We start from the raw sequence: 14,355 nt of genomic DNA, 5'->3' as shown, positions 1-14,355 counted from the left end.
TTTCCACAAGGAAGTTGTATGAAACTCATCAAAACTATTGGCTTAGCTTGCCTAGCTTGGCTAAGTTGTCACGCGTCAGCAAACACCGATGACGCCGCTAATCTGTTCAGCCGTTCGGCGGAGTTCTCGCAAGTCAAAATCTCCCCCGGCGGAGACTACCTAAGTGCCATCACCAAGAAAGACGGCAAAAACATGCTGCTTATCTTAAATGCCTCGGACAAAAATCCCGTTCACGCAGTGTTTTTTGAAAGTAATGCTCAAGTGGGTCATTACGAATGGGTCAACGATGAACGCGTGGTATTACAGAAAGAATACCTCAAAGGCTGGAGCGATCACCCTCTCTATTATGGCGAGTTAATGGCGGTCAATGCAGACGGTTCCAAAGCAATTTATCTATTTGGTTACCAAGGGGGTGAACAACAAGTTGGCTCAAACATTAAAAAAAATACGCCTATTCGCGCCACCGCCTATATCCTAGACCCAATGCCCGAAGATGAGCGCTATATGCTGGTTCAGGCACTCCCTTGGGGGAGTGGTGGCAGCAACATGGCGGAAAATACTCAGCAAGTGTATCGCGTCGACGTTTATAAGGGCAGACGCAAGAAAGTCGCAAGCTCTCCAATCCCTTATTCAAGCTTCTTAACCGACCATGATGGTGACGTGCGTTTTGTCAGTGGTACCCGGGACTTCGTAAATTCCAAGTTATATTACCGAGACGATGGCAGCTGGATAGACACCGATAAGCTTAATCTTGGCTTAGATGGCATAAAACCCATTGCCTTTAGCGATGACAAAGACAGCCTATATGTCACCGCCAGCGAAGCGGGCAAGCCTGCTGGCGTGTACCTAGTTAATATCAAAACCGGCGATAAAAAGCTCGTCAGCCAAGATAAAGTGGTCGATCCCAGTAACGTCTGGATTAATGCGACCACCAAGAAACTCTATGCCGTCGAATATGAAAACGGTTACCCAACTTACGAGTTTGTCGATTCAAAAGACCCTTCGGCGAAATATATCAAGCAACTTTTAGCATCTCTTCCAGGGCATCAGATCCACTTAGTCAGCCAAACAACCGATGCCGATAAAATCATTATTAAAGCCTTCAATGATCGCAACCCTGGCGACTATTACCTGTTTAATACCAAAGCTAAAAAACTTGAATATTTGGTGTCGAAAAAGAAATGGATCGATTCTAATAAAATGGCTGAGATCAAACCGATCCACTTTACCAGCAGAGATGGCGTAGAAATACATGGCTACATTACCTTACCTCAAGGAGTTGAAGCCAAAAACCTACCACTGGTTGTAAACCCTCATGGTGGACCACATGGCCCAAGAGACTGGTGGGGTTTTGATCCACAAAACCAAATGATTGCCAGCCAAGGTGCAGCGGTTCTACAAATCAATTTCCGCGGTTCTGGCGGTTACGGCAACGGGTTTGAAAATGCAGGCCACCAAAAGTGGGGCACAAACATTCAGTACGACATTATTGATGCCACCAAATATGTTATCGAGCAAGGCATGGTAGATAAAGATCGTATCTGCATCGTTGGAGGAAGTTTTGGCGGCTACTCGGCAATTCAGAGCTCCGCGATAGAACCCGACTTGTTTAAATGTGCTATTGGTTTCGCCGGAGTTTATGATCTACAGCTCATGTTCGACGAGGGTGATGTTCAAGGCCGCCGTGCAGGTAAGCGCTACCTAAAAGAGGTGCTGGGTGAAGATCAAAACCTATTAAAGTCTATGTCACCGACCCACAATGTCGATAAGCTCAAGGCCAACATCATGCTAGTACATGGCGGAGAGGACGAACGAGCGCCTATCGAGCAGTTCGAAGCCCTTGAAGATGCCCTAAAAAAGCAGAAGTACCCCTTTAAAAAGCTGGTCATGGATGATGAAGGCCACGGCTTCTATGATGATGCCCACAGGGCTAAATACTACAATGAGATGCTTGGCTTCTTAAAAGAAAACTTGAATCTATAGACACGCTGCAATTCAAAAAGCCGATAAGAATTATCGGCTTTTTTGTCTTTCTATAGCAGATTTATGGTATATATTTAAATCAAATAGCGGTATCCTCCGGTCCTCTCTAAATACAATGCGAATAGTTACCAGTCTAATTTTTCATTTTTTATGAGATAACTCAGTCTCTCCACGAGACTTACAGCCTAGTACGAAGGGTACGAAAATCACCACTCAATGTTTTGGTGGAGGAACTTATGACATCAAAAAACGCAATCCTCAGTGAATCCGCTCAGATAGTAAAATCTGCCTTAATTGAGCGCGGCCTCGAGACCCCGATGTTGCCGAGCGAGCTAACAGCTGAAGAACGTAAAGACAAGATTGAACAGCATATGCGTGAAATCTTGACCCTAATGTCACTGGATTTGAGCGATGATAGCCTAGCCGATACCCCACGCCGTGTCGCCAAGATGTATGTCGATGAAATTTTCTCTGGCCTAGACTACGCCAATTTTCCCAAGATCACCGTTATCGAAAACAAGATGGGCTTCGATGAGATGGTCAAGGTTAACGGCATTAACCTAACCAGTACCTGTGAGCATCACTTAGTCACTATCGATGGTCTCGCTACCGTGGCCTACTTACCACGCAAGAACATCATCGGTCTGTCTAAGATTAACCGCATCGTGCGTTTCTTTGCCCAGCGACCACAAGTGCAGGAGCGTCTGACTCAGCAGGTTCTAGTGGCGCTACAGGCGCTATTAGGCACTAAAGATGTGGCAGTTAAGATGGATGCGGTGCACTACTGCGTAAAATCTCGCGGCGTGATGGACTCGACCAGCTCGACCACCACCACAGCACTGGGCGGCATCTTTAAGTCTAATCCAGCGACACGGGCTGAATTTCTTAGTAATTAAGTTTAAAAGAAGGTTCTAGGTTTAAAAGAAGGTCCTAGGACGCTTCGCTTCGAGGACGGCCTTCGGCCTGCTAGGAAAAGCAGAAACCAAAAACAAAAACGCTCCGTCATAAACGCAGCGTTTTTTCGTTTTCGGCGAAGCAATCAAAGATTCTAATAGCAAGCTCCTAGAACCTTTTTTGAACCTAACACTTTCTTTAAGTAGGTTGGGCTTTAGCCCATCAGCATTAATGACAAAATCAAAATAACTGACGGCATAAATGCCGACCTACAAGGTTAAGGTGCTTTACCTAGAACCTAGAACCTAGGACCTAGGACCTAAAAACCTTAAATCCCGTACTGATCGCGGTATGCGCTAACAGATGCAAGCTGCGCTTCCATACCTGACTTTTCAGACAAGTAGTTAATCAAGTCTTCAAGCTTGATGATTGAAACGATGTCACAACCAAAGTCACGTTCAACTTCTTGAATCGCAGAAAGCTCGCCCTTGCCCTTCTCTTGGCGATCAAGTGCAATCAACACACCAGCCAGTGATGCCTTATGTGCTGCAATGATCTCCATAGACTCACGAATAGCCGTGCCCGCAGTGATCACATCATCGACTAGCATTACGCGGCCTTGAAGCTCGCTACCCACTAAGCTGCCACCTTCGCCGTGATCTTTCTTCTCTTTGCGGTTAAAGCAGTAAGGCATATCGATATCATGGTGATCACACAGGGCGACCGCAGTCGTAGTAGCAATTGGAATGCCTTTGTAGGCAGGGCCAAATAGCAAGTCATACTCAATACCAGAGTCAACCAAGGCTGCAGCATAGAAACGACCTAGACGCGCCAAATCACGACCCGTGTTAAACAGGCCCGCGTTAAAGAAATAAGGGCTAGTGCGGCCTGACTTTAACGTAAATTCGCCAAATCGAAGTACCTGACGTTCTAGGGCAAATTCAATAAACTCACGTTGATAGGCTTTCACAATCTCTCCTTAAAAATGTAGGGGTAATACGCTATGTATTATTTAGTAGCATTTAGTATTAGTTGATTTTTTTTACTTACAAAAAGGACCCCGTAGGGCCCTAATAACAAAAACGATGATTAGCTTAACGAAGCTTTCTGGATATCAACGATCTCGCGAATACCGTGCTTAGCCAATTCTAGAAGGCTCAATAGCTCTTCGTGGCTGAACGGCTCACCTTCTGCAGTACCCTGGATCTCGATAATCTTACCGGTCTCAGTCATTACCACGTTCATGTCAGTTTCAGCAGCGCTGTCTTCGATATATTCTAAATCGCAGATTGGCTCGCCCTTATAGATACCAACACTTACCGCAGCAATAAGGAACTTAAGTGGGTTAGTCTTCAAGATGCCTTTACCACGAGCCCAGTTAAGCGCGTCAACGAGCGCAACACATGCACCAGTGATAGCAGCGGTACGTGTACCACCGTCAGCCTGAATCACATCACAGTCGATAACAATGGTGTTTTCGCCTAGAAGCTTCATGTCTACCGCAGCACGTAGTGAGCGGCCAATTAGACGTTGAATTTCTTGAGTACGACCAGACTGCTTACCGCGAGCAGCTTCACGCTGCATACGGCTATGCGTTGAACGTGGCAACATACCATATTCAGCAGTTACCCAACCTTGGCCTTGGCCTTTAAGGAAACGCGGTACGCCTTCTTCAAAACTAGCTGTACACAGTACTTTGGTGTCACCAAATTCTACTAAAACCGAACCTTCGGCATGAGCAGTAAACTGGCGAGTAATAGTCACAGGGCGAGACTGTGCTGGAGTTCTGTTGCTTGGGCGCATGATGAATTCCTGTATTTAAGGGCATTGGGGTAATTTGGCTGCATATTATAGGGACATGTTAGCCACTATGCTATCTGAATCATAAAACAGCGCCTCAAAAACCTAAGCACTATCACCATTGTCTAAGGCTCATACTGACTACTGACGAAAATGCTCTACAACAGCTAATCTCATCGACTTTGCATGAGCAAAATTACCACTAAAGCCTGCATCTTCAATTTATTTGGGTATATAATCACAACTCACTTAGACGAACTACACTGGAAATCATCCATGATCCAAAGCATGACAGCCTACGCTCGCATCGAGCACAAAGCAGATTGGGGCACCGCCTCTTGGGAAATCCGTTCAGTTAACCAGCGCTACCTAGAAACCTACCTGCGTCTGCCAGAACATTTCCGCAGCTTGGAGCCTGTTCTTAGAGATCGTCTACGTAAACGCCTAAACCGCGGTAAAATCGAAGTTAACCTACGCTATGACTTAAACGAAAAAAATGACAGCGAACTACAGCTAAACCAAGATCTAGCTAAGCAGATCATCAATGCCGCTAACTGGGTTAAAAACGAAGCTGGCCAAGGCGAGCTAAACGTGGTTGACGTATTACGCTGGCCAGGTGTGATGTCAGGCTCAGAGCAAGACATGGATGCACTAGGTAAAGAGTTGTTAGTCGCATTTGATGCGGCAATCGATCAGTTTATCGAAGCTCGAGGCCGTGAAGGCGATGCCATCAACACCATGCTACAAACTCGTCTTGATCAAATCGTTGAGCAAGTCGGCATTGTACGTGGCCACATGCCAACCGTTATGCAATGGCAGCGTGACAAGCTAACGAACCGTTTAGCGGAAATTACCGGTGAACTAGACCCTGCTCGTATGGAGCAAGAGATGGTACTGCTAGCGCAGAAGATGGATGTTGCCGAAGAGATGGACCGTCTCGATGCACATGTAGCTGAAACTCGCCGCATTCTTAAGAAAGGTGGCGCACAAGGTCGCCGTCTAGACTTTATGATGCAAGAGTTTAACCGTGAGTCAAACACCCTAGCGTCTAAGTCTATCAGTGCCGAAGTCACTTCTGCAGCGGTAGAGCTTAAAGTGCTTATCGAGCAGATGCGTGAACAAATTCAGAACGTAGAATAAGCTTTCTGCGTTTATAGAAGTCGCTGTAAAAGACAAATAGTAAAAGATACAAAGCCCAGCTAAATGCTGGGCTTTTTGTTTGCCCTTTTGGAGCATTGAGCTCTTTGACGAGAAAGTTAACCGCTAATTACTCAGCCATCTGTCGCTTTGCTCTACCCTTTAAACCATCCAAAATGAATCCCTTATATGTACAGGTAAATCACCCGGCAACTGAACTTTTATCTGGTAAGCCCCTAATTTATTAGACACTTAATTGTTTCTCAAAGTACTGGTTTTCAAACTGTGCATCAATAAGTGTACCTTGCTACCCTTTTAAAGTTCGCAACCGTACACTTTCGCTAAATGTGTACGATCATGCACTTTTAGGTAAAAACAGCTGCCACCTGCGCTAATAGTGTAGGTTGTTACACTTTCAGCTTGATTCATGATATACAAAGCACTAAAGTAACCATAAGTACACTTTTAATGGCGGCACCATGGTCACTCAACTCGATCCAAGCACCTTAGGCAAACTAATCAAAGACCGCCGAAAGGCCGCTAACATGACTCAGGAAGTCGCCGCATCATTCTGTGGTGTTACCAAGAAGACCTTAATCAGAGTGGAAAAAGGTGAAGATGTATACTTTTCAACTATCGTCAAAATCCTCAGTGGCCTTGGTATAAAGCTGACCGTCGATACACCTAATAGCAAAAACAACTTAGGGGGCAGCAATGAGTGGTTCTAACTTTCACGCCCTAGAGATGCACTTTAGAGGCATGATTATTGGGTCGATTGGTTTTGACATAGACACTGAACAATTTTCTATCGAATACACTAAAGCTTGGCAGGAAAATGGTTTTCCTATTTCACCAAAGCTCCCACTTAATGGACAAGCTAGCAGTTCGCAAATCTCTATTTACCTCACTAATCTACTACCCGAAAATAAAGGCCTTGATCACCTTATTGAAGCCCTAGGTATTGCCAAAAGTAATACATTTGGTTTGATCAAAGGCATTGGGTTCGATACCTCTGGTGCAATATTGTATCTGCCTGAAAACACCAAACCACCAGTAACGTCTTTTACCCCGATTAGCAAAGAAGACCTTATCAAGCGAATCGAAGACCCAGAACATTGGCCGATGGAAATCTGGGACGGAAAACCACGTCTTTCCGTTGCAGGGGTTCAATCAAAAATAAACCTATTCCACACCGACACAGAATACGGATTTGGTGAAGGTCAGCTCTGTTCAACTCATATCATTAAATTTGAAAAAAACAGTCAGCAGTACCTCGTACTCAACGAATTTATTACCATGACACTTGCCGGGCTCATTGGTATACAGGTAGCCAAAGTAGAGATAATGCCAATAGGGAAATACAAAGCGTTATCCGTCACTCGCTTCGATCGCATGTACGATCCTGAGCGCCATATTGTCATGCGTCGTCATCAGATCGATGCATGTCAAGCTCTGGGCTTTTCCGTCGCAAGAAAGTATGAACGACATCTTGGTAGTGGTCGTGACGTACGAGATATTCGTGAAGGAGTAAGCCTAGAAAAGCTGTTTAGTATCGCAGAGTACTGTGCTAACCCTGCAAAAGCCAAGTTTGACATGCTTCGTTGGACAATCTTTAATTTACTCGTTTGCAATGCGGACTCACATGGCAAAAACTATTCATTCTATGTCACTGCTAATGGGCTTGAACCGACCCCATGGTACGATCTTGTCAACGTGCAGATGTACCCTGATTTTGATCAAGAGCTTGCTATGGCTATTGGAGGTGAGTTCGAGGCTGACAAGATCCACGCCTACCAATTAATGACATTTGCTGAAGAATGCGGAATTAAGCAAAACATACTTGAATTAACCCTCAAACAACTGGCGAAAGCAATTATCGCTAATCTGGATAAAGCGGCAAAACAAGCTGGGGAGCTTACGGATGCAGAATCCAAGTATGTTGGAACGTACAAAGCAACCATTCAAGCACGATGTGAATACTACCTGGCTCAGGTTGAAGAAATGAAGCACATTGAGCTATAGCGAAGTAACAACGCTAATATCGATACCATGTAACAGGACATTCAACCCTTCAAATTGATTCTATTAAACATAGAAGTAGCTTATGGGGGGAATCAAATCTCTTAAGATTTATTAACGCAAGTCATGAAATGAAGCAGGTGATCCTTCACAGATAAACCAAGTGGAGAGTATATCGGTAGGTAAAATGAAAACTTGCTTCAGAAGCCAAGCAATAAAATATAAGAGAGCCCAGCTAAATGCTGGGCTTTTTGTTGCCTGAAAATAAGTATTTCAGGCTCTGAGAATAAGTTTTAATGCCCCTACTTATTTCTATTAATCAATTCGGTTACTCTTAGCTAACTTTAAATGATAAAAGCATTTTTCATGAACCAAACCGGCATATACGAGCAACTGATAACTCAATTGGTCGAACAAAAATTAGATCGCAAAGCTTTCTATGTTGGCGAACGTTCGTTAGAAAATGGTGAAGCAGCTTCTTGGCTATCACGCTTTTTGACTCGAATAATCGAAATAGCAATAGACTCTGTTCCTAATGGCAATGATCGAGTTTTCGAGCAAATCAGTTTAGCCAACAAAGTCATCGAATGGCTTAGTTCTAATATTGGCGATAGTGAGCTGATTACTGAAAACTTAATTGATACTCAAGGAAAGATTCTGACAGCATTGCTCGACAAGCAGAATCCAATCTCATCAGATTTACCAAAGTACATTGATGGCATCATGCCACTAACAGGCCTCACTCAAAGCGAGCTATTTTGTGGCAGTAATGTTGGAGTTTCCCTTGAAACTGAAATAAAGCGTGAAATTCAGTCCTCCGATAAAATCTATTGGCTGTTATCATTTATCAAATGGGCCGGTATCAGAATCTTTAAAAAGGAACTAGAGGAATTTACTCGCAGCGGTAAGCAGTTAAAAGTTATCACTACCTCCTATATGGGAGCGACTGACGCTAAAGCCGTTGAGTTTTTAGCATCTCTACCAAACACACAAGTGAAGCTAAGCTACAACACCAATAGAGAACGCTTACACGCAAAATCCTATTTGTTCATGCGTAATTCGAGCTTCCACACTGGTTATATAGGTTCATCCAACCTGTCACACTCAGCTTTAACCAGTGGCCTAGAGTGGAACTTAAAGATCACCTCACAAGAGATCCCACATATTATTGAAAAATCTCTCAGTACATTTGAAACGTATTGGGAGTCACCTGATTTTGAGTATTTTGATGGTAAGACTCAAAGCAAAGAGCGATTAATCAGTGCATTACAATATGCGAAAGGAACATACGACTCAGCTGAACCTAGCTTTTACTTTGACATTAAACCTCATTCCCATCAGCGAGCTATTTTAGACAAACTAAAAGTAGAGCGTGAGCTACATAGCAGATATAGAAACCTTGTTGTCGCAGCAACAGGCACAGGCAAAACCATCATTTCAGCGTTTGATTTCGCAGAATTTTATGCAGCGAATCCTGAAGCTAAGTTTTTATTTTTGGCTCATCGAGAGGAAATCTTAAAACAAGCAAGAAGTGCCTATCGCGGCGTTTTAAAAAGTAACCAGTTTGGTGAGTTACTCGTAGGTCAAAATAAACCACAAAAGTTTAATCAGTTGTTCGCATCAATCCAAAGCTTAAACAATCAGCTAGCGACCATTCAATTAACCGAAGATTACTTTGACTACATTGTTATCGATGAAGTCCATCACATTGCAGCAAGCAGTTACCGCCCAGTTCTGCAACACTTTAAACCACAAATCTTAGTCGGTTTAACTGCCACACCGGAGCGCCATGATGGAGCCGATATTCTAAAAGACTTTTGTAATGTCATTGCAGCTGAAATCCGGTTACCAGAAGCAATTAATCAGCGCCACTTATCACCGTTCCAATACTTCGCTGTTGATGATGACACCGATCTCACAAAGATTTCATGGGCAAAAGGCCGTTATGATATAGCTGAACTGACTAAGCTCTACACTTACAATGACCAAAGGGTCTTGCGAATACTGCAAAGCTTAGAAGAAATAGTCACAGACATATCACAGATGCGCGCATTGGCGTTTTGCGTAAGTAAAGATCACGCTAACTTCATAGCGCAAAAATTCAATTTAAAAAATATTCCGTGCGGCGTGCTAACTAGTGATAATTCAAAAGAACGGGAGATTCTGCAGCAACGTTTAAAATCAAAAGAAATTAATGTGTTGTTTGTTGTTGATATATTCAACGAAGGTGTCGATATACCAGAGCTGGATACATTACTGTTTTTAAGACCAACAGAAAGCCTGACCGTATTCCTTCAACAGCTAGGGCGTGGGTTAAGGCTAACTAAAGATAAAGAGTGCTGCACCGTCATTGATTTCGTTGGTAACTCTCGTCCTGAGTATGATTTTTCTCATAAGTTTAGAGCGCTTATTGGTAAAACAAACCAATCGATCTCAAAAGAAGTAAAACAAGGATTTCCGCATTTACCTTTAGGATGCCGGATTGAGCTCCAAGAAAAAACTCAGCAAATGATCTTAAGAAACATCTCACTGGCGACCTTAAACAAAAACAGGCTGCTTAACTTAATTTCAAATTACCCTCACGTAACGGATTTGCCTCTCACGTTAAGTAACTTTCTACATATCTACCCTGATTTATCTTTGGAGGATATCTATAAAGTAAAAGTTGGCAAGTTTGGCGGATGGCAAGCACTGGTTGCCACAAGTCATGGAGAGGAGATAAAGCAATCTGAACAAGATGTTTATGCCGCTTACTATCGCGCAATCAACAATCGTTTACTGAGTTGTACTTCTATCTCATATTTGCTGTTCATCAAAGGCTTATGTGAAAGTAACTTCTCACTGCCGAATCATGCTTGTGATGAGTCTGTAGCTGAAAAACACAATCAGCTTTTCTCACTTATGTGCCATTACGACTTTTGGGATAAAACAGGTAAGCAGGCTGGTTTTAACACGCTTGAGAACAGTTTGTGTGCGCTCAAACATAATCAACTGCAATACGAGCTTAGTGATGTTATTTCGCTTCTTATCGAACGCTTAGCGACACAAGAATTTAGTATGCCAGCCGCTGGCAATGCAGTAGTGGATAACTCGCCATTGAAGATGCATGTGCGTTACCCAAAAGAGCACATATTAGTCGCATTTGGTGATAGTACATTTGATAGGAAATCATCGAGCAGAGAAGGTGTGTTAAATATTGCAGAGGCTAATACTGAACTGCTATTTGTTACCTTAGATAAATGCGAAAAGCAGTTTTCAGCAACGACGATGTACCATGACTACGCGATTAGCCCGACGCTATTTCATTGGCAAACTCAAAATAGTGCCAAGCCAACCTCTGGTAGAGGGCAGGGCTATATAACGCAGAAAGAAAACAACAAGACATTCATCTTATTTGTTAGAGAGCAGGCTAAAGATGAATACGGGAAAACCATGGGATTTGTCAATTTTGGCCCTGTGGACTTTGTTAAGTATGAAGGCTCTCAACCAATGAATATTACATGGAAGCTAAAACAACCGATGCCAGCATATATGTGGCATGACGCAGCTAAGTTAGCTGTTGGCTGACAGATAGCTTTGCTAAGCAAAGCCACCAGCCTATTCCCAATGCTAAAATGAGTGGCCCTTGCTCAAAGTAGAAGTGCGCCACTCGCTCATCTGAGCAAACACAATTTCACCTTAGTCGAGCCAGTCTTTTACCTAACTCTCATCCAACTCAAGCCCCACTTTTCTCACTCTCCAACCTCAACTCAGCTGCAATCAAGCCCTACTGAATAGCGTGTTTTCTTAAACACTGTTTTCTAATTTAAAATCATTGAAAAACCTAACACGCTCAACAAATAAACACCTTCTGAAATATGCTTACAAAACAAGTAATAACAACACTTAAAAATTAGCGGCCCCAGCCAATAACTGTACGATTTTCAAGCCACCGAAACGGCAACAAGTATTTTACTTTTCATTTCGTTGTTTTGGCACATGCCGGATTGCTAATATCCGCGCACTTTCCATTTGAAGTTATTTGTCATGCCAACTTGCGAGCAGCTATTAACTGAAAAGTTAAACTCTGAACACTTAAACCCTGAACAGTTACACAATGAAAAGTTACCCTCAAAAATGCTAAATCCTATCTTAGTTCAAGGCGCGATGGACGTTGAAGTCGAGACTCTTGTTGCCGCCCTTAGCGATGTAAAACAAAAGACATTTGGTGCGTGGACTTTCTGGCAAGGTCTATTAGATGGCTACCCAGTTGTAGTGTCACGTACCGAGATTGGTTTGGCTAACGCCGCCGCATCTACAACACTGGGCATTGCGCACTACCAGCCAAAAGTTATCATCAATCAGGGCACCTCTGGTGGCCACGATCCAAAGCTATTTCGCTCTGACATCGTGATTGGTGCAACCAGCTTTAACATGGGCGCTTACAAAATTGAGTTCGTAGAAAAAGGCCAAGGCATACACCCAACCACTTGGCAGAACTTCGATATGCCAATGTACCTACGTGAAAACGGCGTTGTGGTTGAGCACAATCACTTTAAAGCCGACCCAGCGCTAGTTGAAATCGCCCTTTCGCAAGCAAGTAGCTACACCCACGGAAAAGTAGTAGTGGGTAGAATTGGTAGCTGTGACGAATGGAACCGTGAAGTTGACCGTATTAACTGGTTCCACGAGACCATGGGCACCTCAGTTGAAGAGATGGAAACCTCTGCGGCTGCGCAAGTTGCCGAAGCTTACAAACTCCCTTTTGTGAGTATTCGCGTACTGTCTAATACCGACCAACATAAGCAAGACTTTGAGCCGCAAACGGCGATTGATTGTCAGGTTTATGTGCTTGATGTCATTAAGGCATTAATTAAGACCTTTTAAAGCCAGTTTTAACTCTGGTTTTAGCTCTGGTTTTACTAGCCGTTTTACAAAGCACCTAAGCGACAGGATGAGTGACGGGAATAACAATCGTATTCCCGCCCGCTTTCGCTCGCTTTTAAAACGCTAATTTAACGCCTAACCGCTTTAAAGATTGCTTTAACCATTGATTTAAACATCGGGGGGAGAACATTAGCCTCCCCGTTACTTCAACTTATTTAAGTTATTAACTTATTTAGTAATAGACAAAATAAATGCAAATTTTAATCAGTATTGTTGGCATCATCACCCTACTTGCAGTGGCTTTTCTGGCGTCTGAAAACCGTAAAGCCATTAACTACCGCACGGTTGGTTTGGCGTTTTTACTGCAACTTGTTATGGGTGCGTTTGTCATCTATTCATCGTTCGGCCAAGCCGTTATTTTTAATATGGCTGAAGCGGTTTCGACCGTGATTGGTTACAGCAACGAAGGCATGTCGTTTATGTTTGGCGGCCTTGTTAGCGATAAAATGTATGAACTGTTTGGCCCAGGCGGCTTCGTTATCGCCTTTAAAGTTCTGCCCATCATCGTGTTTTTCTCGGCAATTTCGGCGATTCTGTATTACCTAGGCATTATGCAATGGGTGGTTCGCATCGTCGGTGGCGCACTGCAAAAAATCCTTAATACCAGCAAAGCGGAATCTATGTCTGCCAGTGCCAATATTTTCTTAGGTGTGACTGAAGCGCCACTGCTAATTAAACCTTATATTCCTAAGATGAGCCGTGCTGAGCTGTTTGCGGTTATGTGTGGTGGTTTAGCCTCGATTGCTGGCACCATGCTAGCGGGTTATGCCCAGTTAGGCATTAAGATGGAATATCTGCTCGCAGCCTCGTTTATGGCGGCTCCCGGCGGTTTACTGTTTGCTAAGCTATTGATCCCGCAAACAGAGAAAGTAAACGACCAAGACCTAACGGTTGTAGAAGAGAATCCACCAGCGAATATTATTGACGCTGCTACAACAGGCACCATGAATGGCCTATCGTTAGCCATGGCTGTGGGCGCGATGCTGTTTGCCTTTGTCAGCTTAGTGGCGCTAATGAATGGCATGCTAGGTGGCATTGGCAACTGGTTTGGTTTTGAAGGCTTAAGCTTACAGCTGATTTTAGGTTATCTGTTTGCGCCTATTGCATGGCTAATGGGTATTGCTTGGGATGAAGCGCTATTAGCGGGTTCGTTCATCGGCCAGAAGATTGTTATCAATGAGTTCTTTGCTTATATCAACTTAGCGCCATACCTAAGCGGTGATGCGATTGTTGAGGCAACAGGCATGCCTATGTCTGAGCGCACACAAGTGATTCTATCGTTTGCACTTTGCGGCTTTGCTAACTTAGGTACGGTGGCGATTGCGATTGCGGGTATTGGTGGCTTAGTGCCAGAACGCCGCTCTGAAATTGCATCACTGGGCTTAAAAGCACTACTTGCAGGTGTACTATCAAACCTTATGGCGGCAACGATTGCCGGCTTGTTTATGAGTCTCGCTTAATCAGTATATTGTCAGTGATGACTTAAAGCACAGGCCCATGCTGACACTTAGAATGTCACATGGGCCTTTTGTTAACCTCAACTACTTGCCGCCTAACAGCCTGCCTACCGACTTAATTACTTCTTAGCTCACCTAG

10 protein-coding genes are annotated in these 14,355 nt (G+C 43.7%); 8 read left to right on the top strand and 2 right to left on the bottom strand.

Annotated features, from left to right (window positions below):
* Nucleotides 1–18 precede the first annotated feature (18 nt).
* Both SHAL_RS02145 and folE read left to right on the top strand, forming a co-directional pair.
* Entirely contained in the window at nt 19–1,983 is a 1,965-nt protein-coding gene (locus SHAL_RS02145; protein WP_012275554.1) for an alpha/beta hydrolase family protein, read from the top strand.
* Nucleotides 1,984–2,219: 236 nt separating this feature from the next.
* Nucleotides 2,220–2,879, top strand: coding sequence for a GTP cyclohydrolase I FolE (gene folE / locus SHAL_RS02140; RefSeq protein WP_012275553.1), 660 nt, complete (start codon nt 2,220–2,222; stop codon nt 2,877–2,879).
* A gap of 326 nt (nt 2,880–3,205) precedes the next feature.
* On the opposite strand, the gene pyrE is transcribed toward folE, so the two are convergent.
* Both pyrE and rph read right to left on the bottom strand, forming a co-directional pair.
* Nucleotides 3,206–3,847, bottom strand: coding sequence for an orotate phosphoribosyltransferase (pyrE, locus tag SHAL_RS02135; protein WP_012157035.1), 642 nt, complete (start codon nt 3,845–3,847; stop codon nt 3,206–3,208).
* Nucleotides 3,848–3,966: 119 nt separating this feature from the next.
* Complete coding sequence (gene rph / locus SHAL_RS02130; protein WP_012275552.1) at nt 3,967–4,680, bottom strand: ribonuclease PH; 714 nt, start codon at nt 4,678–4,680, stop codon at nt 3,967–3,969.
* A gap of 273 nt (nt 4,681–4,953) precedes the next feature.
* Between rph and SHAL_RS02125 the strand changes: the two genes are divergently transcribed.
* The 6 genes from SHAL_RS02125 to SHAL_RS02100 all read left to right on the top strand — a co-directional run bounded on the left by SHAL_RS02125 (nt 4,954) and on the right by SHAL_RS02100 (nt 14,219).
* Entirely contained in the window at nt 4,954–5,817 is an 864-nt protein-coding gene (locus tag SHAL_RS02125) for a YicC/YloC family endoribonuclease (RefSeq protein WP_012275551.1), read from the top strand.
* A gap of 476 nt (nt 5,818–6,293) precedes the next feature.
* On the top strand, nt 6,294–6,542 hold the full coding sequence (locus SHAL_RS02120) for a helix-turn-helix domain-containing protein (RefSeq protein ID WP_012275550.1): 249 nt from the start codon (nt 6,294–6,296) through the stop codon (nt 6,540–6,542).
* A complete protein-coding gene (locus tag SHAL_RS02115; RefSeq protein ID WP_012275549.1) occupies nt 6,529–7,836 on the top strand; it encodes a HipA domain-containing protein in 1,308 nt (435 codons plus the stop codon). Before SHAL_RS02120 ends, SHAL_RS02115 begins: the two co-directional genes overlap by 14 nt.
* 363 nt (nt 7,837–8,199) lie before the next feature.
* Nucleotides 8,200–11,400, top strand: coding sequence for a DUF3427 domain-containing protein (locus SHAL_RS02110; RefSeq protein ID WP_041415798.1), 3,201 nt, complete (start codon nt 8,200–8,202; stop codon nt 11,398–11,400).
* A 459-nt stretch (nt 11,401–11,859) separates the two neighbouring features.
* Nucleotides 11,860–12,699, top strand: coding sequence for a 5'-methylthioadenosine/S-adenosylhomocysteine nucleosidase (locus SHAL_RS02105; RefSeq protein WP_012275547.1), 840 nt, complete (start codon nt 11,860–11,862; stop codon nt 12,697–12,699).
* A 251-nt stretch (nt 12,700–12,950) separates the two neighbouring features.
* Entirely contained in the window at nt 12,951–14,219 is a 1,269-nt protein-coding gene (locus SHAL_RS02100; RefSeq protein ID WP_012275546.1) for a NupC/NupG family nucleoside CNT transporter, read from the top strand.
* Nucleotides 14,220–14,355 lie beyond the last annotated feature (136 nt).

Origin of the sequence: Shewanella halifaxensis HAW-EB4, from assembly GCF_000019185.1 — a bacterium.
Lineage (GTDB): Bacteria > Pseudomonadota > Gammaproteobacteria > Enterobacterales > Shewanellaceae > Shewanella > Shewanella halifaxensis.
Note: the sequence above shows the minus strand (reverse complement) of the source record. Positions and strands in the feature narration are given on the sequence as shown.